Origin of the sequence: Rhodoferax ferrireducens (assembly GCF_003347515.1) — a bacterium.
In the GTDB taxonomy this organism is placed as follows: domain Bacteria; phylum Pseudomonadota; class Gammaproteobacteria; order Burkholderiales; family Burkholderiaceae_C; genus Rhodoferax.
Window position 1 is genome coordinate 92,995 of sequence record NZ_QEII01000273.1, and the last position, 19,190, is coordinate 112,184.

17 protein-coding genes are annotated in these 19,190 nt (G+C 60.7%); 4 read left to right on the forward strand and 13 right to left on the reverse strand.

The features are described 5' to 3' along the window. Positions 1 to 8: 8 nt before the first annotated feature. The 11 genes from C5P05_RS14190 to C5P05_RS14240 all read right to left on the reverse strand — a co-directional run bounded on the left by C5P05_RS14190 (position 9) and on the right by C5P05_RS14240 (position 11,768). Positions 9 to 1,961: an ABC-F family ATP-binding cassette domain-containing protein gene (locus C5P05_RS14190; RefSeq protein WP_114970496.1), complete on the reverse strand. Its 1,953-nt coding sequence runs from the start codon at positions 1,959 to 1,961 to the stop codon at positions 9 to 11. Next, the gene (locus C5P05_RS14195) at positions 1,958 to 2,470 is read right to left on the reverse strand and encodes a GNAT family N-acetyltransferase (protein ID WP_114970497.1); all 513 of its coding nucleotides are present in this window, start codon (positions 2,468 to 2,470) and stop codon (positions 1,958 to 1,960) included. Before C5P05_RS14195 ends, C5P05_RS14190 begins: the two co-directional genes overlap by 4 nt. Before the next feature lie 9 nt (positions 2,471 to 2,479). Next, positions 2,480 to 3,400: a 50S ribosomal protein L3 N(5)-glutamine methyltransferase gene (prmB, locus tag C5P05_RS14200; RefSeq protein ID WP_114970498.1), complete on the reverse strand. Its 921-nt coding sequence runs from the start codon at positions 3,398 to 3,400 to the stop codon at positions 2,480 to 2,482. Continuing rightward, positions 3,397 to 4,581, reverse strand: coding sequence for a succinyl-diaminopimelate desuccinylase (gene dapE / locus C5P05_RS14205; protein WP_114970499.1), 1,185 nt, complete (start codon positions 4,579 to 4,581; stop codon positions 3,397 to 3,399). The genes prmB and dapE overlap by 4 nt, the downstream gene beginning before the upstream one ends. Next, entirely contained in the window at positions 4,581 to 5,744 is a 1,164-nt protein-coding gene (locus tag C5P05_RS14210) for a PilT/PilU family type 4a pilus ATPase (RefSeq protein ID WP_114970500.1), read from the reverse strand. Before C5P05_RS14210 ends, dapE begins: the two co-directional genes overlap by 1 nt. A 42-nt stretch (positions 5,745 to 5,786) precedes the next feature. Next, positions 5,787 to 6,611 (reverse strand): 2,3,4,5-tetrahydropyridine-2,6-dicarboxylate N-succinyltransferase, encoded by an 825-nt coding sequence (dapD, locus tag C5P05_RS14215; RefSeq protein ID WP_114970501.1) that lies wholly within the window; start codon positions 6,609 to 6,611, stop codon positions 5,787 to 5,789. A gap of 30 nt (positions 6,612 to 6,641) precedes the next feature. Then, a complete protein-coding gene (dapC, locus tag C5P05_RS14220) occupies positions 6,642 to 7,874 on the reverse strand; it encodes a succinyldiaminopimelate transaminase (protein ID WP_114970502.1) in 1,233 nt (410 codons plus the stop codon). 318 nt (positions 7,875 to 8,192) lie between these two features. Further along, complete coding sequence (gene murI / locus C5P05_RS14225; RefSeq protein ID WP_114970503.1) at positions 8,193 to 9,014, reverse strand: glutamate racemase; 822 nt, start codon at positions 9,012 to 9,014, stop codon at positions 8,193 to 8,195. An 18-nt stretch (positions 9,015 to 9,032) separates the two neighbouring features. Then, the gene (locus C5P05_RS14230) at positions 9,033 to 10,583 is read right to left on the reverse strand and encodes a fumarate hydratase (RefSeq protein WP_114970504.1); all 1,551 of its coding nucleotides are present in this window, start codon (positions 10,581 to 10,583) and stop codon (positions 9,033 to 9,035) included. Positions 10,584 to 10,693: 110 nt separating this feature from the next. Continuing rightward, complete coding sequence (locus C5P05_RS14235) at positions 10,694 to 11,161, reverse strand: c-type cytochrome (protein WP_114970505.1); 468 nt, start codon at positions 11,159 to 11,161, stop codon at positions 10,694 to 10,696. A gap of 4 nt (positions 11,162 to 11,165) precedes the next feature. Further along, complete coding sequence (locus C5P05_RS14240) at positions 11,166 to 11,768, reverse strand: YqhA family protein (RefSeq protein ID WP_114970506.1); 603 nt, start codon at positions 11,766 to 11,768, stop codon at positions 11,166 to 11,168. Positions 11,769 to 11,926: 158 nt separating this feature from the next. Here C5P05_RS14240 and acs point away from each other — a divergent pair, with 158 nt between their 5' ends. Further along, positions 11,927 to 13,924, forward strand: coding sequence for an acetate--CoA ligase (acs, locus tag C5P05_RS14245; protein WP_114970507.1), 1,998 nt, complete (start codon positions 11,927 to 11,929; stop codon positions 13,922 to 13,924). A 125-nt stretch (positions 13,925 to 14,049) separates the two neighbouring features. On the opposite strand, the gene C5P05_RS14250 is transcribed toward acs, so the two are convergent. Continuing rightward, complete coding sequence (locus C5P05_RS14250) at positions 14,050 to 14,361, reverse strand: c-type cytochrome (RefSeq protein ID WP_114970508.1); 312 nt, start codon at positions 14,359 to 14,361, stop codon at positions 14,050 to 14,052. Positions 14,362 to 14,465: 104 nt separating this feature from the next. Here C5P05_RS14250 and C5P05_RS14255 point away from each other — a divergent pair, with 104 nt between their 5' ends. Then, entirely contained in the window at positions 14,466 to 14,711 is a 246-nt protein-coding gene (locus tag C5P05_RS14255) for a TIGR04438 family Trp-rich protein (protein WP_114970509.1), read from the forward strand. A gap of 68 nt (positions 14,712 to 14,779) precedes the next feature. Here C5P05_RS14255 and ilvD read toward each other — a convergent pair whose 3' ends face one another. Next, positions 14,780 to 16,474, reverse strand: coding sequence for a dihydroxy-acid dehydratase (gene ilvD, locus C5P05_RS14260; protein ID WP_114970510.1), 1,695 nt, complete (start codon positions 16,472 to 16,474; stop codon positions 14,780 to 14,782). 104 nt (positions 16,475 to 16,578) lie between these two features. Here ilvD and C5P05_RS14265 point away from each other — a divergent pair, with 104 nt between their 5' ends. Beyond that, positions 16,579 to 17,538, forward strand: coding sequence for a LysR family transcriptional regulator (locus tag C5P05_RS14265; protein WP_198674717.1), 960 nt, complete (start codon positions 16,579 to 16,581; stop codon positions 17,536 to 17,538). A 139-nt stretch (positions 17,539 to 17,677) separates the two neighbouring features. Beyond that, positions 17,678 to 19,183 (forward strand): benzoyl-CoA 2,3-epoxidase subunit BoxB, encoded by a 1,506-nt coding sequence (boxB, locus tag C5P05_RS14270; protein WP_232834495.1) that lies wholly within the window; start codon positions 17,678 to 17,680, stop codon positions 19,181 to 19,183. The last annotated feature ends 7 nt before the right edge of the window (positions 19,184 to 19,190 follow it).

Consider the following 19,190-nt stretch of genomic DNA (forward strand, 5'->3'; position numbering starts at 1 on the left):
AGACCGGTTTAAACCGGTGTCGCTTCCAGTTGGGCTGTCACCGTCAGCCATTGTTCTTCGAGGACCTGCAACTCGTCGTTGACAGTTTTCAGGCGTTTGCCGAAATCGGCAATTTCGGTCGGGTGATGGGCCTTGCTTAAATGCCCTTCCAGCGCGGCGCCTTCACCGTTGAGCAGTGTCATGCGGGCCTCCACATCTTCCAGTTTGCGCTTGAGCGAGCCCACAGGCGCCGGCTTGGCTTTGGCCGGTGCGGGTGCTGCGGCCAGCGCCTTGCGTTCGGCCTTGGCGGCGGCGCTGCTGGCTTCCTTGATGGCCTCGCGCTGGCGCTTGGCTTCGTCCAGCAGGTAGCGCTGGTAGTCGTCCAGATCGCCGTCAAACGGGGCCACGCCACCGCGCGAGACCATCCAGAACTCGTCGCACACGGCGCGCAAGAGTGCCCGGTCGTGGCTGACCAGCATGACGGTGCCTTCAAACTCGTTGAGCGCCATGGCCAGTGCTTCACGCGTGGCCAAATCCAGGTGATTGGTAGGCTCATCCAGCAGCAGCAGATTCGGGCGTTGCCACACAATCATGCACAGCACCAGGCGCGCTTTTTCACCACCGCTCATGCTGCCCACGGCCTGCTTCACCATGTCGCCGCCGAAGTTGAAGGTGCCCAGAAAGCTGCGCAAATCCTGTTCGCGTGTGGCCTGACCGGCAATTTTGCCAGCGGCCGTCATGTCCTTGACGAGACGGATCATGTGTTCCAGCGGGGTGTCGGCCGGTCGCAGCACGTCGAGCTCCTGCTGGGCAAAGTAGCCAATGTTCAGACCCTTGCCTTCGGTCAGTTCGCCACCGATGGCCGCCAAATCACGCGCCACGGTTTTCACCAGCGTTGATTTACCCTGGCCGTTGGCACCCAAAATACCGATGCGCTGACCGGCCAGCACCGAGCGGCTGACGTTGTTCACGATCACTGTGGGCGGTGTGCCTTCGGGCGAGCCTTCCGGTGCCGGGTAGCCAAAGCTCACGCCGGTCATCGACAGCATCGGGTTGGGCAGGTTGGCCGGTTCCTTGAATTCAAAGGTGAAGTCCGCGTCCGCCAGCAACGGCGCGATTTTCTCCATGCGGTCCAGCGCCTTGACCCGGCTCTGCGCCTGCTTGGCCTTGCTGGCCTTGGCCTTGAAGCGGGCAATGAACTTTTGCAGGTGGGCAATTTTGTCTTGCTGCTTGGAAAAGGCGTTCTGCTGCAGCGTCATCTGCTCGGCCCGCATGTCTTCGAACTTGCTGTAGTTGCCGCCGTAACGCACCAGCTTGCCGGCGTCGATGTGCAGGGTGACATTGGTCACGGCATCCAGAAACTCCCGGTCATGGCTGATGACGACCATGGTGCCTTCATACTTCTTGAGCCAGGCTTCCAGCCACACCAAAGCGTCCAAATCCAGGTGATTGGTCGGCTCATCGAGCAGCAGCAGGTCGGACGGGCACATCAGCGCGCGTGCCAGTTGCAGACGCATGCGCCAGCCGCCCGAGAAGCTGTTGACCGGGTTGCTGAGTTCGGTGGTCTTGAAACCCAGGCCCAAAATCAGCGCCTGAGCGCGGGCCGGCGCGTCGTGCGCACCGGCGTCCTGCAGCGCCATGTAGGCGTGGGCCATGCGGTCGTAGTCGTCGGTGGCCTCCGAGGCGGTGACTTCTTCTTGCGCGGCCAGCAAATCGGTGTCGCCGTCCACCACAAAGTCGGTGGCGCTTTGCTCGGTTTCGGGCATGTCCTGAGCCACCTGGCCCATGCGCCATTGGCTGGGGATGAAATACTCGCCCCCATCTTCGTGCAGTGAACCATTGAGCAGGGCAAACAGCGAGGACTTGCCAGCCCCGTTGCGGCCCACCAGGCCCACTTTTTCGCCGGGGTTGATGGTGACGGTGGCGCTGTCGAGCAGCAGCTTGGCACCGCGGCGCAGTATGACGTTTTTAAGAGTAATCATTCGGAGAGGGAGTTTGTGTCTTGTTGGGGTTGGCCGAGTGGCAAACCCAGGAAAATAAGGTGAGCCTTGGAGGGCTCCCTGAAGGAGTCCATGGGCACGAAGCCCAGCTCCTGGTACAGCGCGAGCGCCAGTGTGTTGTGCGGCCAGGTGCAGATGGCGGCTGTCTGGTAGCCCGATAGCCGCGCCTGCTCGACGAGCGCCAGGGTTAGCGCGCGCGCCAGTCCCTGACGGCGAAAGCCGTCCCTGACATAGACCCGCTTGATCTCTGCAACACCCGTCTGCGCTGTGGCTACATAGGCGCCGCAACCCGCCAGTTCGTCGCCGACCGAGGCCAGCAGCACGGCGCCTTCCGGTGCCGCGTAGCGCCCAGGCAGTTGCTCGATGTCTTTCCAGATCGTGCTGTTTTTGGGGTCGTCGAGGTCGCGCCCAGCGTACTCCAGCAACAGGCCTTTGAATATTTCATAGTCTGCCGGGGTGGAAATGCTTGTCAGCTTGAACAATGCTTGCATGGTCGGGTACTAGCCCTGCCTGGCTTCCTGGTTGGCCCGCAGGGCCTGCCGTGTGAGCAGCAATACCTGCGCTTCACCGGCGCTGGTTTCCAGCCAGACCGCTTCCAGCCCGGGAAAAGCGGCTTCAAAATTGTCTTGTTCATTGCCGATCTCCAGCACCAGCACGGCCTTGTCGCTCATGTGCTGTGGGGCGTCACGCAGCAGTTGACGGATGAAGTCCATGCCGTCGCTGCCGCCGGACGCGTTGCCGTCCAGCGCCAGCGCCGGTTCGGCGTGGTACTCGGGGGGCAGGGCGGCCATGCTATGCGCGTTGACATAAGGCGGGTTGCACACGATCAGGTCGTAGGGGCCGTGGACACCGGCCAGCCCGTCCGAGCTCAGCAGGGTGATGCGCTCCTGCAGGCCGTGCTTGTCGACGTTGATGCGGGCCACCGCCAGGGCGTCGGCCGAGATGTCGGAGGCGTCCACCGTCACATCCGGGTAGGTCATAGCGGCCAGTACCGCCAGACTGCCGTTGCCAGTACACAGGTCCAGCACGCGGCGCGTGGATTCAGTAAGCCAGTAGTCGATGCCGCCGCTCACCAGCAGTTCGGCAATCAGGGAGCGCGGCACGATGGCGCGTTCGTCCACGTAAAACGCCACGCCCTGCAGCCAGGCTTCCTGCGTCAGGTAGGCGGCGGGTTTGCGGGATGTAATTCTTGCTTCTAAAAGTGTAGCTACCCGCGCTTGTTCTGCGGGGGCTACAGGCCGATTTGCCATAAATCCAGGCTCATCCGGCGAACCCTCCAGCAAGGTATCCAACGGCAAGCCGAGTTGCCACAACACCAGCCATGCCGCTTCATCGAAGGCATTGGTGGTGCCGTGGCCAAACGCGACACCCGCCTCGGTGAGTTGCTTGGCACTCGATTCGATCAGTTCCAGAAGGGTCATGTCGTCAGCCGCGTATTCAGGTTTTCCAGCACACGCCGGTAGATGTTCTTGAGGGGTTCGATGTCGACCACGTTCAAGTGTTCGTCGATCTTGTGGATGGTGGCGTTGGGCGGTCCGAGTTCGATGACCTGTGGGCAGATCTTGGCGATAAAGCGGCCGTCGCTGGTGCCGCCGGTGGTGGACAGCACCGTGTCAATGCCGGTCTCCTGCTTGATGGCGGCCACGACGGCGTCGACCAGCGTGCCCGGCGTGGTGAGAAAGGGCAGGCCGCCGACGGTCCACGCCAAGTCAAAATCCAGCCCGTGTCGCGTCAAGACCGATTGCACGCGGTCTTGCAGCCCTTGCGGCGTGGATTCCGTGGAGAAGCGGAAATTGAAATCAATCACCACCGCACCGGGAATCACATTGCTGGCGCCGGTGCCGCCGTGGATGTTGCTCACCTGCCAGGAGGTCGGCGGAAAAAACGCGTTGCCCTGGTCCCATTCGATGCCGACCAGTTCGGCCAAGGCGGGCGCCAACAGATGGATCGGGTTTTTCGCCAGATGCGGGTAGGCGATATGGCCCTGCACCCCTTTGACCGTGAGCCGGCCGCTCATGGTGCCGCGCCGGCCGTTCTTGATCATGTCGCCGGTGCGCTCCAGCGAGGTGGGCTCGCCGACGATGCAGTAGTCGAGCTTTTCACCACGTTGCTTGAGCACATCGCAAACGATGATCGTGCCGTCCACGGACGGGCCTTCCTCGTCGCTGGTCAGTAAAAAGGCGATCGACAAGGGGGTCTCGGGCTGGGCCGCCACAAACTCTTCCACCGCGACGACAAAAGCCGCCAGCGAGGTCTTCATGTCGCTGGCACCGCGGCCATACAACTTGCCGTCGCGGTGCGTGGGCGCGAACGGGTCGCTGTGCCACTGTTCCAGCGGACCGGTGGGCACGACATCGGTGTGACCGGCGAACACTATTAATTCAGTAGCTACTCCCGCATGAATGGCGGGGGCTGCAGGCCTTTTTGCCCATAAATTGGTGACGCGGAAGTTATCCGGCCCGCTGGTGATGGTTTCACAGACAAAGCCCAGCGGGGCGAGTCGGGCGGCGATGAGGTCCTGGCAACCGGCATCGTCGGGCGTGAGTGAAGCGCGGGAAATCAGCTGTTCCGCAAGGTGGAGGGTGTGCGGGGTGTGCGACATCAGTGGGTCACGTCCAGCGTGATTTCGGTGAACGAGGGCTGGTCATCCGGGTCCTCTTGCTGTTCTTCGGGTTTGGCGCGGGCGCCAAAATCGTTTTGCAGCCGCCACATCAAATTGGTGGGTGAGTCGGCATTGGCCAGCCCTTCCTTGCGATCGACCACGCCTTCCCCAATCAGCCGGGCGATGTCTTGCTCGAAAGTCTGACCCCCTTCGGCCATGGATTTTTCCATGGCCTCCTTGACGCCCGTGAAATCGCCTTTTTCAATCATTTCGGCCACCAGGCTGGTGTTTAGCATGACCTCCATGGCGGGCACACGCCCCCCTGACACCGTGCGCAACAGTCGCTGCGACACGATGGCTTTGGTGGCGGCGGCCAGGTCGCCCAGCATGGTCGGACGGACCTCCACCGGGTAGAAACTCAGGATCCGGTTGAGCGCGTGGTAGCTGTTGTTGGCGTGCAGGGTGGCCAGGCACAAATGGCCCGACTGGGCATAGGCAATGGCCGCCGACATGGTTTCACGGTCACGAATTTCGCCAATCATGATCACGTCGGGCGCCTGGCGCAGCGCATTCTTGAGCGCCACCTGGGTTGATTGCGTGTCCGAGCCGACCTCGCGCTGATTGACCACCGAACGTTTGTTCTTGAACAGGAACTCAATCGGATCTTCGATGGCCAGGATGTGGCCGGCTACGTTTTCGTTGCGGTAATCCAGCATGGAGGCCAGTGTCGTGCTTTTGCCGGCCCCGGTGGCGCCCACCATCAGGATCAGCCCGCGCTTTTCCATCACCAACGCCCCCAGGCTCATGGGGACTGCCAGCGTGGCGAGCGGCGGAATGTCCATCGTGATGAAACGGATCACCGCGGCAATCGAGCCGCGCTGACGCATGGCGCTGATACGGAACCGGCCAACGCCGGCCAGGCCCCAGCCCATGTTGAGCTCATTCATTTCTTCCAGCTCTTCAATGCGCGCGGGCGGCAGTATCTCCGACAGCAAATTGAGCGGCGCATCGGGCGGGAGAATCTGGCTGTTGATGGGAACGCATTGCCCGTTGATCCGGATCAGGGCGGGCGAATGGGCCGACAAATAGACGTCCGAGGCTTTTTTCTCGCTCATCAAGCGAAGAATTCGCTCCATCGTGCCCGACGTGCCGTTGGTTGCCATGGTTCAGCCCCTGTTTTTGTTCTGGTCGTTCGGGAAGGCGGATCAGTCGCGCAGCAAGTCGTTCAAGCTGGTTTTGGCGCGTGTTTGCGCGTCCACCCGCTTGACGATGATCGCCGCGTACAAGCTGTATTTGCCGCCATCTTTGGGCAGGTTGCCGCTGATCACGACTGAGCCGGCGGGGATACGGCCGTAGCTGGTTGTGCCGGTGGCGCGGTCATAAATGGGGGTGCTCTGGCCAATGTAGACGCCCATGGAAATGACCGAGTTCTCTTCCACGATCACGCCTTCCACGATTTCCGAGCGGGCACCGATAAAGCAGTTGTCCTCGATGATGGTCGGGTTGGCCTGCATCGGCTCCAGCACGCCGCCGATGCCGACGCCGCCGCTCAGGTGCACATTCTTGCCAATCTGCGCGCACGAACCGACCGCGGCCCAGGTGTCGACCATGCTGCCTTCGTCCACATAGGCACCGATGTTGACGAAGGAAGGCATGAGGATCACGCCCTTGGCCAGGTAGCTGCCACGGCGCGCCACGGCGGGCGGCACCACGCGCACGCCGGTGGCTTTCATGGCTTCTTCGTTCAGCCCGGCAAATTTGGTCGGCACCTTGTCGTAAAAGCCCAGGTCGCCGGCTTGCATGATCTCGTTGTCGGACAGGCGAAAGCTCAGGAGCACCGCTTTTTTGACCCATTGGTGAACGGTCCACTGGCCCACGGCCTCGCGGGTGGCAACGCGCAGGGCGCCGGAGTCGAGCTGGGAGAGCACGTGCTCGACCGCCTCGGACACCTCTTTGGGCGCGGATTTGACGGAGACATTGGCACGGTCTTCCCATGCGGCGTCGATGATGTTTTGGAGTTGTTGGGTCATGGAAAGGCCTCTAAGGTTTCAGTATCGGATTTAAGTTCTGGATTTGACAAACTGGACAATGCGAAGAGCCGCCTCAACGCATTCAGCGGTTTCGGCCACCAGGGCCATGCGGATTCGTCCTTCGCCGGGGTTCGCGCCGTGACTGTCACGGGCCAAATAGGAACCGGGCAAAACCGTCACATTGTAAAGAGTGAACAATTCACGCGCGAAATCCGCGTCATTGCCCTTCACTTTGGCCCACAAATAGAAGCCGGCATCCGGCAGCGCCACCTCCAGCACTTCGGCCAGCAGTGGCGTGACTTGCGCAAACTTGCTGCGGTACAAGGCCCGGTTCTCGATGACGTGCTGCTCGTCGCCCCAGGCGGCGATGCTGGCGGCCTGCACCACCGGACTCATGGCGCTGCCATGGTAGGTGCGGTAGAGCAAAAACTGCTTCATGATGGCGGCGTCGCCCGCCACAAAACCACTGCGCATGCCCGGCACATTGCTGCGTTTGGACAGGCTGGTGAAAGAGACCAGGTTCTTGAAATCAGCACGGCCCAGTTGGGTGGCGGCTTCCATGCCGCCCAGCGGGGGCCCTCCTTGCAAATCATCGCGGAAATAGATCTCGCTGTAGCACTCGTCCGAGGCGATCACAAAGCCGTAGCGGTCGCTCAAGTCAAACAGCTTCTTCCATTCGGTCAGCGGCATCACCGCGCCGGTGGGGTTGCCCGGCGAGCAGACAAACAGCAGCTGGGTGCGAGCCCACACGGCGTCGGGCACGCTGTCCCAGTCTTGCGCGAAATTGCGCGCCGGGTCGGTCGGCACAAACCAGGGCTGGGCGCCGGCCAGCAGTGCTGCGCCTTCGTAGATTTGATAGAAGGGGTTGGGGCAGACCACGATGGGCGCCTGCTCGGCGTTGCCGCCCGCGGGGCCTGTGTTGACGATGGTCTGGGTCAGGGCAAACAGGGCCTCGCGCGAGCCGTTCACCGGCAACATCTGGGTCGCCGGGTTCACGTCCAAGCCGTAGCGCTGCTTGAGCCAATGGGCAAAGACCTCACGCAACCGGGGCTCGCCAGCGGTCGCCGGGTAAGCCGCCAGGCCACTGGGGCTGCTCACAATGGCCTCCACCATGGCCTGCTGGATGAATGCGGGTGTGGGATGTTTGGGTTCGCCCATGCCCAAGCTGATGGGTCGCAGGGCCGGGTTGGGGGTGATGTTGGCGAATAGCTGGCGCAGTCGCTCGAAGGGGTAGGGCTGTAAACGGGAAAGCAGTGGATTCATGGGGTGCGATTATCTCGCGCCCCGGCGTCGGGTTATTTTTTTGCTTTTTTGCGGGCCGGTGCGGGCTTTCGAACGGTCACGGGCTTTTCTTCCTGGGCCTTTGGGGCGTCACCAATGAGCGTCTTGACCGGACAAATTTTGAAGGCTGGGCATTTCTGGCATCCGACGGCGAGGGCGATGGGGCAGAGTGTCATGGCGATTTCCTGTTGATATGCTTGCGCGTGGACGCAAAGTATGCGCTTGTACGCGTTTCCATGCGCTTGCCTTGGAAGAGAAAAAGCACTGGTTTTCCGAGCGAAAATCCGCCGCTGAGGCGGCTCAGATCGACAGCGACTCCACCGGGCCATCCAGGCCCAGCCAGTGTCGAGCCGCATTTTGGAGGGCTGCGCCATCGCCGGTGGCAAGCAGCCGGCAGCGTCCAGGCGTATCAGGTGGCGCCAGGCTTGTCAGCCGACGGCGCGTCTGGCGTGCCACCGGTTCGCCGTTGTCGATCAGGCGGACTTCCGGGCCGACCAGCTTGCGCAGGTGTTCGCTGGCAAACGGGTAGTGCGTGCAGCCCAGGACCAGCGTGTCAATTTCGCCATCTTTTATGCCAAATTGGCCCATAGCCCCCGTGTAATGTGCACAGAGCGCTATTATTTTTGTAGTATCTTGGCGTTCGATGGCATCCGCCAGGCCATCGCAGGGCTGGCAAACGAAATGGGCTTGATTTGTCAGGGACTCAACCAGCGCTCGAAACTTGGCGCTGCCCAGCGTGCCGCGCGTGGTCATGACGCCAATGCGCCGGTTCTTGCTGCAGGCCACAGCCGGTTTGAGCGCCGGTTCAACGCCGACGATGGGAAGCTCGGGGTGTTCTTCTCGCAGCAAGTGAATGGCGGCCGCGGTGGCGGTGTTGCAGGCGATGACCAGTGCCTTGATCTTGCCGTGCTCATGCGTCAGCAGGCGCTGGGTGATGGCCCGCGAGCGGGCGACGACAAAGCCGTCGTCGCGCTCGCCATAGGGCGCATGGCTGCTGTCAGCGACGTAGACAAAGTCCTCGAACGGCAGTTCGGCGCGCAGGGCTTTGAGAATGCTCAAGCCGCCGATGCCACTGTCAAACACCCCGATCGGGTGCTTGACTGGATTGGGGGTAGAGCCCAATTTCAGTGGCGGTTTAAGTTACTCGGCAGCGACTGCAATGCCCTTGAACTCGCCGGTCGCAATGCGCTGTTGCCACTCGGCCGGGCCGGTGATGTGGGCGCTGGTGCCGCCGGAATCGACCGCCACGGTGACCGGCATGTCGACCACATCAAATTCGTAAATGGCTTCCATGCCGAGGTCGGCAAAGCCGACGACTTTGGCCGTCTTGATCGCCTTGCTGACCAGATAAGCGGCGCCGCCCACCGCCATCAGGTAGGCGCTCTTGTGTTTTTTGATGGCCGCAATCGCCACCGGGCCGCGCTCGGCCTTGCCGATCATCGAGATCAGGCCGGTCTCGCTCAACATCATCTCGGTGAAGTCGTCCATCCGGGTGGCCGTGGTGGGGCCGGCCGGGCCCACCGCCTCGCCCTTGACTGGGTCGACCGGGCCGACGTAGTAAATCACGCGGTTGGTGAAGTCCACCGGCAGCTTTTCGCCCTTGGCCAGCATGTCCTGGATGCGCTTGTGGGCGGCGTCGCGGCCGGTCAGCATCTTGCCGTTGAGCAGCAGGGTGTCACCGGGCTTCCAGCTGGCCACTTCTTCCTTGGTCAGGGTGTTGAGGTCGACCTTTTTGCTCTTAACATAGTCGGGCGTCCACTGGACATCCGGCCACAAGTCGAGCGACGGTGGGTCCAGGTAAACCGGGCCGCTGCCGTCCATTACGAAATGGGCGTGGCGCGTGGCCGCGCAGTTGGGAATCATCGCCACCGGCTTGCTGGCGGCGTGGGTCGGGTACATCTTGATCTTGATGTCCAGCACGGTGGTGAGGCCGCCCAGGCCTTGCGCGCCAATGCCAAGGGCATTGACCTTCTCGAACAATTCGAGGCGCAGGGCTTCGGTTTTGGTGAGCTCCGCGCCGCTGGATGACTTTGCCTGCAACTCGTACATGTCCAGATCGTCCATCAGGCTTTCCTTGGCCATCAGCACGGCTTTTTCGGCCGTGCCGCCAATGCCGATGCCTAGCATGCCGGGGGGGCACCAGCCGGCGCCCATGGTCGGCACGGTTTTCAGCACCCAGTCCACGACTGAGTCGCCGGGGTTGAGCATGACCATCTTGCTTTTGTTTTCACTGCCGCCGCCCTTGGCCGCTACCGTCACTTCCAGCGTGTTGCCGGGCACGATTTCCGTGAAGATCACGGCCGGTGTGTTGTCTTTGGTGTTCTTGCGCTCAAACTGCGGATCGGCCACCACGCTGGCGCGCAAGGTGTTGTCGGGGTGGTTGTAGGCACGGCGCACGCCTTCGTTGATAGCGTCGTCCAGGCTGCCGGTGAAGCCGTCCCAGCGCACATCCATGCCGACCTTGAGGAACACGTTGACGATGCCGGTGTCCTGGCAAATCGGGCGGTGGCCGGTCGCGCTCATCTTGCTATTGGTCAGGATTTGCGCGATGGCGTCCTTGGCTGCCGGACTTTGCTCGCGCTCATAGGCTCGGGCGAGATGGGCGATGTAGTCGGCGGGATGGTAGTAGCTGATGTATTGCAGGGCGGCGGCAACGGACTCGATCAGGTCGGCCTGGCGGATGGTGGTCATGGTGCGAAACCTCAGGTATTCGGGGGGATAGACAGTTTGAAATCGGCGCCAAGTTTAACCAGGCCGGCCCACGGCAACCTGACGCGGCAGGTCAGCCAGGCCGCCAAGAGTCAGCTGGCGGCGTCGTTGCGGAACTGGTTGTGGCAGGACTTACAACTTTTTTGCACGTCGTTGACCGCGGGTCGGATAAGGTCCAGGTCGCCACCTTGTGCCGCCTTGACGAGATGACTCACGGTCGTCAGGTACTTGTCTTGGGCTTCCTTAAATTCAGCGGGCTTTTGCCAAACATCGGCTTTGGCATGGGTGGGCGGGTAATTGCTGTCCGGGGTGAAATAGGTCCAGGGCTGTTTGGAGAGCTTTTCCAGTTCCAGGGCGCTGATGTTGAGCTCACGCGGGTTGTAGTCCTTGCGGTCCCGCGCCACCAGGCCCATCGGCTCCAGGGTGCGCGTGAACTGCTTGAAAATGGCCCGGCGCTTGCTGACCAGCTGGTCGGGGTGCGTGTCTTTAGGCTCGTCGCTGCAGGCCGCCAGGGCAACTGCGGCAACGACGACGAACATTGCCGATAACAATCTCGACATGGCTTTAATGCGCTTCGTTCTGCGTCCGCGACATCAAACGGTCGGTGTAGGCGATGGCCATGGCCGACAGCAAAAACGTGATGTGAATCGCGGTTTGGGCGATCAGTACTTTTTCGTCGTAGTTCGCCGCGTTGATGAAGGTCTTGAGCAGGTGGATGGAGCTGATACCGATGATGGCCGTGGCCAGCTTGACCTTGAGCACCGAGGCGTTCACATGGCTAAGCCACTCCGGCTGGTCGCGATGACCCTCCAGGTCCATGCGGCTGACAAAGGTTTCATAGCCCCCGACAATGACCATGATCAGCAGATTGGAGATCATGACAACGTCGATCAGGGCCAGCACCACCAGCATGATGATGGTTTCGTTCAGGGCGGCCGTGGGGCCGATTTCTTTGTAGCCGATGCTGGTGATCAAGGCTTGCAAGGCCGTCTGGTTGCCAAATGCGGCTTCCAGCAAGTGCAGGAGTTCAACCCAAAAATGGAACACATACACACCCTGGGCGGCGATCAGGCCCAGATAGAGCGGCAGTTGCAGCCAGCGGCTGGCAAATATAAAGCGCGGGATGGGGCGCAGGCGAGGCGTGTTTTCCGGGGAAGGTGGCGTCATTGAAGGGCTATAGTTTGCTATGGGTCGGGCCATTGTAGGGGGCGCGCAAGACAGCAGGCCGTGGCCGATGCCTTGCCAAGTTTGAGGTCAGTCAGTGGCCTGTAAGTGCGAGCCCCGACAGTCTCGAACAATTCAATTTAACTAGAGGAGAGCTTCAGATGAGTGCACCAACGACCGCCATTGAATCCACATTGGTTGAAAACCGGGTTTTCCCGCCGAGTGAGGCGATTATGAAAGCCGCCCGTATTTCCGGCATGGAAGGCTACAACGCGCTGTGCGCCGAGGCCGAAAAAGACTTTGAAGGTTTTTGGGCTCGTCTGGCCCGTGAAAACGTGATGTGGGACAAGCCCTTCACCAAAACGCTGGACGAGTCGAATGCACCGTTTTACAAGTGGTTTGACGACGGCGAACTCAACGCCTCGGCCAACTGCCTGGACAAGCACATGGGCACGCCGGTCGAGAACAAAACGGCCGTGATTTTTGAAGCGGATGACGGCACGGTCACCAAGACCAGCTACAAGGAACTGCTGGCCAAGGTAAGCCAGTTTGCCAACGCGCTTAAGGCCCATGGCATTCAAAAGGGCGACCGGGTATTGGTTTACATGCCCATGACGCTTGAAGGCGTGATTGCCATGCAGGCTTGTGCTCGCATTGGCGCCACCCACAGCGTGGTGTTCGGCGGTTTCTCAGCCAAGGCGCTGCAAGAACGCATCATTGACGCGGGTGCGGTGGCCGTCGTCACTTGCAATTACCAGATGCGCGGCGGCAAAGAATTGCCTTTGAAGGCGATTGTGGACGAAGGTCTGGCTTTGGGTGGTTGCGAATCCATCAAGACCGTTTTCGTGTACCAACGCACTGCTAGTGCCTGCAATATGGTGGCGGGACGTGACGTAACCTTCACTGAAGCACTGGCCGGTCAAAGCACCGAATGTGCGCCCGTGTCGGTCGGTGCCGAGCATCCTTTGTTTATTCTTTTCACCTCCGGCTCGACCGGCAAACCCAAGGGCGTGCAGCATTCCACTGGCGGCTTCCTGCTGTGGGCCAAGCTGACCATGGACTGGACCTTTGACATTCAGCCCTCCGATGTTTTCTGGTGTACCGCTGACATTGGCTGGATTACCGGCCACGCCTATGTGGCCTATGGTCCCTTGGCGGCGGGCGCTACCCAGGTTATTTTTGAAGGCATCCCGACCTACCCGAACGCCGGCCGTTTCTGGCAGATGATCGAGCGCCACAAGTGCACCATTTTCTATACGGCACCTACCGCTATTCGCTCGCTGATCAAGTCCGCCGAGGGGGATGAAAAAGTTCATCCAGACCGCTCGGATCTGAGCAGTCTGCGTATCCTGGGCACGGTCGGCGAGCCCATCAATCCCGAAGCCTGGATGTGGTACTACAAGCATGTCGGCGGCGAGCGTTGCCCGATTGTGGACACCTTCTGGCAGACCGAAACCGGTGGCCACATGATCACGCCGCTGCCAGGCGCCACGCCGCTGGTGCCCGGTAGCTGCACCTTGCCACTGCCCGGCATCATGGCCGCCATCGTGGACGAAGCGGGCGCCGATGTGCCCAATGGTTCCGGCGGCTTGCTGGTCATCAAACGCCCCTGGCCTTCGATGATTCGCAACATCTGGAATGACCCGGACCGCTTCAAGAAAAGCTATTTCCCTGAAGAGTTGGGCGGCACGACTTACCTGGCCGGTGATGGCGCCGTGCGCAGTGCCGATCGCGGTTACTTCCGCATCACCGGCCGTATTGACGACGTGCTGAACGTATCCGGCCACCGCATGGGTACCATGGAAATTGAGTCGGCCTTGGTGGCCAAGTCTGACCTGGTGGCCGAAGCAGCCGTGGTGGGACGTCCGGATGACCTGACGGGTGAAGCGATTTGCGCGTTTGTGGTGCTCAAAGGTCCCTGTCCTACCGGCGACGATGCCAAGGCTATTGCCAAAATTCTGCGTGACTGGGTGGCTAAAGAGATTGGTCCGATTGCCAAGCCGAAGGACATCCGCTTTGGCGAAAATCTGCCAAAGACCCGTTCCGGCAAGATCATGCGACGCCTGTTGCGTTCGCTGGCCAAGGGCGAGTCCATCACCCAGGATACCTCGACGCTGGAGAACCCTGCGATTCTGGATCAGCTGGGTCAAACTTACTGATACTATAAAAATAGTAGCTGGTTGCGCCCGTGCTACATGGGCTACCGGCTTATTTGATAATAAAAGCCCATGAAAAAAGCCCGCATATGCGGGCTTTTTTTTATGAGGTAACCAGACAGGCTGGATCAGCTCGCCAGAACCCAGGCGGCCAGTTTCTTGGCCTCCGCCTCGTTGACTTGTGGGTTGGCTGGCATGGGAATGGCACCCCAAACGCCTGATCCGCCTTTCATGATTTTGGCGGCCAGCTTGTCGGCCGCATCTTTTTGGCCGGCGTACTTCTTGGCGACATCCTTATAGGCCGGTCCCACCAATTTTTTGTCAACGGCATGGCAAGCCATGCAGTTTTTGGAAGTAGCGAGCGCCTGATCGGCAAACGCAGGTGCAGTCACAGAAGTTGCGGCGGCGGCTACGACGACGGCAAAGAGGGCACGATTCATCAGTTCTTCCTTTAGGGATGGTTTACAGTCCAATAACGGCATTGTAAGGACGGTGGTTGACACGTATTACATGTAGGCTTTTTGAGAATTGACGGGAGAGTCGGATGTATTTATTGGGACTTGGGCTGGTTTTGCTGGCCCTGAAGTATCTTGAGATTGGGCCGGTGGCCGCCTGGGACTGGTGGATCATTGCCGTGCCATTTGGTTTGGCTGTGCTCTGGTGGGCTTGGGCGGACAGTTCGGGGTACACCAAGAAGAAAGCCATGGAACGGGAAAACGAGCGTCGTCAGGCACGTATAGACAGAAACCACGAAGCCTTGGGAACCATAGCCAAAAAGAAGCGACGTTGACGAATCAAAAAAAAGCCCGCCCAGCATTGCTGGGCGGGCTTTTTTCCGGTCTTTAGATCAGCCGTGCTTCAGTAGTTGTCGAGCACCGCGCCCTTGCTGGCCGTTGAAGCATTGAACGCAAACTTGGCCTGCACGCCCCGTGTATAGCGGGGTAGCGGGGCTGTCCACGCCGCACGGCGTGTGGCGATTTCTTCGTCGCTAACATTGAGTTGCAGCAGCAACTGGTGCGCATCGATGGTGATGGAGTCACCCTCATGGATAAAGGCGATCGTGCCGCCAACAGCCGCTTCGGGCGCGACGTGGCCCACCACCATACCCCAGGTACCGCCCGAGAAACGGCCGTCGGTGATCAGGCCCACGGATTCGCCCAGGCCTTGGCCGATCAGTGCACCGGTGGGGGCCAGCATTTCGGGCATGCCGGGGCCGCCTTTGGGGCCCAGATAGCGCAGCACCATCACGTCGCCAGCCACGATTTTGTTGGCCAGAATGGCGGCCAGGGCCGATTGCTCATCGTCAAACACGCGGGCTGGGCCAGTCATCACCGGGTTTTTCAGGCCGGTAATCTTGGCCACGCAGCCTTCCGGTGACAGGTTGCCCTTCAGAATGGCCAAGTGGCCCTGCGCGTACATCGGGTTGCTCAGGGGGCGAATCACATCTTGATCGGCACGGGGCGCGTCTGGCACATCCTTCAGCACTTCGGCAATGGTTTGACCGGAGATGGTGATGCAGTCGCCATGCAATAGGCCGGTCGATAGCAGCATTTTCATGACTTGCGGGATGCCGCCAGCCTGGTGCAGGTCCACCGCAAGGTATTTGCCGCTGGGTTTGAGGTCGCACAGCACGGGGGTTTTGACGCGCACGCGTTCAAAGTCGTCAATCGTCCACTCCACACCGGCGGCGTGTGCGATGGCCAGGAAGTGCAGTACGGCATTGGTCGAGCCGCCCGTGGCCATGATGACGGCGACGGCGTTTTCAATCGATTTGCGGGTGACGATGTCGCGGGGTTTGATATCTTTCTTGACTGCTTCAATGAGGACCTTGGCCGATTCCTGGGCCGAGTTCATTTTTTCGTCATGTGGGTTCGCCATGGTGCTGGAATAGGGCAGGGATATGCCTAGTGCCTCGAACGCTGACGACATGGTGTTGGCCGTGTACATGCCGCCGCAAGAGCCGGTGCCGGGGATGGCGCGGCGTTCGATTTGCAGCAGGTCTTCGTCACTCATGCGGCCGGCGGCGTTTTCGCCCACGGCTTCAAACACGCTCACGATGTTCAGGTCTTTGCCCTTGTAATGGCCGGGCAGAATGGTGCCGCCATACACATAAATGGCGGGCACGTTGGCGCGCAGCATGCCCATCAGGCCGCCCGGCATGTTTTTGTCGCAACCGCCCACCACCAGCACGCCGTCCATCCACTGGCCTTGCACGCAGGTCTCGATGCAGTCGGAAATCACTTCGCGGCTGACCAGCGAATACTTCATGCCCTCGGTGCCCATGGCCATGCCGTCGGAAATGGTGGGGGTGCCGAACACTTGGGCGTTACCGCCGGCCTCTTCAATCGCGGCAATCGCGGCATCGGCCAGCTTTTGCAGACCGCTGTTGCACGGTGTGATGGTGCTGTGGCCGTTGGCGACACCGATCATGGGCTTCTTGAAGTCGTCGGCCTCGTAACCCATGGCGTAGTACATGGAGCGGTTGGGCGCGCGCGACTTGCCCTCGGTGATGTTCTTGCTGCGCGGGTTCAGGATGACGGGTTTGGTTTCCATGAGGAATCTCTTGTAATGGGGTTGCAGTTTTTCAGGCCAGAGTATGCGCCGCACGACAAAGTTGTTCCAATATATTTTTAAGTGTTGATTAATATGTATGGCATATGAATGAGTCCATCAATCCCCCGTTTCCGCCCGCGTTGACCCCGCATCTCATTGAACTCCGGTTGTGGCGCCAGTTCGTGGCCGTGGCGGAAGAACTGCACTTTGGTCACGCCGCCACGCGCCTGCACATGACCCAGCCACCCTTGACGCAAGCGATTATCCAACTGGAAAAGCTGCTGGGTGTGCGCCTGTTTGACCGCACCAAGCGCAGCGTGCAGCTCACCGCGACCGGTCAAGCCTTGTTGCCCGTCGTACTGGATTTGCTGGCGCGCGCGCAAGCTTTACCAGCGCAGGCCCGGGCCGCCGCAGCGGGCGAAGTGGGGCGGCTGCGGTTGGCTTTTGTGTCCACCGTGGGCTTTGTCCAGTTGCCGCAGTGGGTGCGGGCGTTTCGCGAGCTTTATCCCCAAGTGCAGCTGGACTTGCTGGAGGCCACGGGTGACGTGCAGTTGCAGGGTCTGGAACGCGGCGAGATCGATGCCGGCTTTATGCTGCATGCACCAGGTTTTGCCCCGGCCGGGCTGGCGCGCTTGCTGATCACCCAGGAGCCCCTGGTGCTCGCCTTGCCCGAACACCATCCACTGGCAATCCAGGCGGTGCTGGCTTTGAGTGATGTGCTGGCCGAGCCACTGATCATCTTTCCGCGCCGCATTGTGCCCTCGCTGTTTGATGCGATTTTTGCGCTGTACCACGCCGCCGGCTGCCTGCCCGCCGTGGCGCAGGAAGCCATCCAGATGCAGACCATCGTCAACCTGGTGTCGGCGGGCTTGGGCGTGGCCTGGGTGCCTGAAAGCGTGCGCCAGTTTCAGCGCTCCGGTGTGGTGTATCGCGAGGTGCTGCTGGCCCAACACGGGCCGGGCACAAGGGCCAGCGCGATGCCGGGCTGCGAAACCAGCCTGGTCTGGCGGCACGAGGGCATCAGCCCAACGCTGGCGCGATTTGTGGAATTTGTACGGGATTAATGCAGCATCTTGCTCATATAACTTGTGTTAGATCAAAGAATTGTCTTCGTGCATGCATAACAATGCATTTGTCGATTTCATGTAAAGCAATATATTGCCTATTATCGATGCTTTTAATCCCTATATCGCAGGAGACATCATGAGCGAAACCACCGAAGCCACGGAAATCATTGAACCGGTCGAAGCCATCCAGAGCGACGTTTTTGTCGCGGTCAATTACGACGACCTGATCCCCAATAACGTCGACTTGTCGTCCGACAAGCAGTTGCAGCGTGCCCTGGAAGGGTGGCAGCCCAAGTACCTGGAGTGGTGGAAAGACATGGGCCCTGAAGGCTTCCAGACCTCCGACGTCTACCTGCGCACGGCGGTGGGTGTGGACCCGAGCGGCTGGGCCAAGTTCGGCCACGTCAAGATGCCGGACTACCGTTGGGGCATTTTGCTGGCGCCCAAGGAAGAAGGGCGCACCATTCCCTGCGGCAGCCACAAAGGCGAGCCCGCCTGGCAGGAAGTGCCGGGTGAATACCGCTCATTGCTGCGCCGCCTGATCGTGGTGCAGGGCGACACCGAACCGGCCTCGGTGGAGCAGCAGCGCTTTCTGGGTGCCACGGCGCCGTCGCTGTACGACATGCGCAACCTGTTCCAGGTGAATGTAGAAGAGGGCCGCCACCTGTGGGCGATGGTTTACCTGCTGGTCAAATATTTCGGCCGCGACGGGCGCGAAGAGGCGCAGGCGCTGCTGGAGCGCCGCTCCGGCCACGAGGACAACCCGCGCATTCTGGGCGCTTTCAACGAGCGCACACCCGACTGGCTGAGCTTCTTCATGTTCACCTACTTCACCGATCGTGACGGCAAGATGCAGCTGGCGGCACTGGCGCAGTCGGGTTTTGATCCCTTGTCGCGCAGCTGCCGCTTCATGCTGACCGAAGAGGCGCACCACCTGTTTGTAGGTGAAACCGGCGTCGGCCGTACTGTTGAGGCCACTTGCCTGGCCATGAAGGCGGCCGGCATCACCGACCCCTACGCCAAGGACGCCATTCGCAAACTGGGCGTGATCGACCTGCCCACGTTGCAGAAGAAGGCCAACTTTCACATGTCGGTCACGCGTGATTTGTTCGGCTCCGAGATTTCATCCAACGCGGCCAGTGCGTTCAGCACCGGCCTTAAAGGCCGCTTCAACGAAACCGCCATTGATGACGACCACCAGCTGGAAAACGCCACCTACCCGGTGTTGCGCGTGATCGACGACCAGTTTGTGACCGAAGACGTGCCGGCCCTGCGCGCCATCAACAGTCGCCTGCTCGAGGACTATATTGCCGACTGCCAGGGCGGTATCGATCGCTGGAACAAGGTGATCGAGAAGTCCGGCATTGCCTTCAAGTTCAGCCAGCCGCACAAGGGCTTTAACCGCAGGATTGGTGAGTTTGTCAACGCGCACATCAGCCCGGCCGGCGAACTGCTGAGCGCCGAAGCGTGGAACGCCCAGCGGGGCGACTGGCTGTGCAATGACGAGGACCACGCCTACATCAACTCGCTGATGAAGCCGTGCGTGGAGCCTGGCAAATACGCCAGCTGGATTGCGCCGCCGCGCGTGGGCATCAACAACCAACCGCAGGATTTTGAGTACGTTCGCATCGAACATTCCTGATCCGCGT

Coding starts and splice junctions, on each gene's coding strand:
- C5P05_RS14190 (WP_114970496.1), bottom strand. CDS start 1,961: ATGATTACTCTTAAAAACGTCATACTGCGCCGCGGTGCCAAGCTGCTG.
- C5P05_RS14195 (WP_114970497.1), bottom strand. CDS start 2,470: ATGCAAGCATTGTTCAAGCTGACAAGCATTTCCACCCCGGCAGACTAT.
- prmB (WP_114970498.1), bottom strand. CDS start 3,400: ATGACCCTTCTGGAACTGATCGAATCGAGTGCCAAGCAACTCACCGAG.
- dapE (WP_114970499.1), bottom strand. CDS start 4,581: ATGTCGCACACCCCGCACACCCTCCACCTTGCGGAACAGCTGATTTCC.
- C5P05_RS14210 (WP_114970500.1), bottom strand. CDS start 5,744: ATGGCAACCAACGGCACGTCGGGCACGATGGAGCGAATTCTTCGCTTG.
- dapD (WP_114970501.1), bottom strand. CDS start 6,611: ATGACCCAACAACTCCAAAACATCATCGACGCCGCATGGGAAGACCGT.
- dapC (WP_114970502.1), bottom strand. CDS start 7,874: ATGAATCCACTGCTTTCCCGTTTACAGCCCTACCCCTTCGAGCGACTG.
- C5P05_RS14230 (WP_114970504.1), bottom strand. CDS start 10,583: ATGACCACCATCCGCCAGGCCGACCTGATCGAGTCCGTTGCCGCCGCC.
- C5P05_RS14235 (WP_114970505.1), bottom strand. CDS start 11,161: ATGTCGAGATTGTTATCGGCAATGTTCGTCGTCGTTGCCGCAGTTGCC.
- C5P05_RS14240 (WP_114970506.1), bottom strand. CDS start 11,768: ATGACGCCACCTTCCCCGGAAAACACGCCTCGCCTGCGCCCCATCCCG.
- acs (WP_114970507.1), top strand. CDS start 11,927: ATGAGTGCACCAACGACCGCCATTGAATCCACATTGGTTGAAAACCGG.
- C5P05_RS14250 (WP_114970508.1), bottom strand. CDS start 14,361: ATGAATCGTGCCCTCTTTGCCGTCGTCGTAGCCGCCGCCGCAACTTCT.
- C5P05_RS14255 (WP_114970509.1), top strand. CDS start 14,466: ATGTATTTATTGGGACTTGGGCTGGTTTTGCTGGCCCTGAAGTATCTT.
- ilvD (WP_114970510.1), bottom strand. CDS start 16,474: ATGGAAACCAAACCCGTCATCCTGAACCCGCGCAGCAAGAACATCACC.
- C5P05_RS14265 (WP_198674717.1), top strand. CDS start 16,579: ATGAATGAGTCCATCAATCCCCCGTTTCCGCCCGCGTTGACCCCGCAT.
- boxB (WP_232834495.1), top strand. CDS start 17,678: ATGAGCGAAACCACCGAAGCCACGGAAATCATTGAACCGGTCGAAGCC.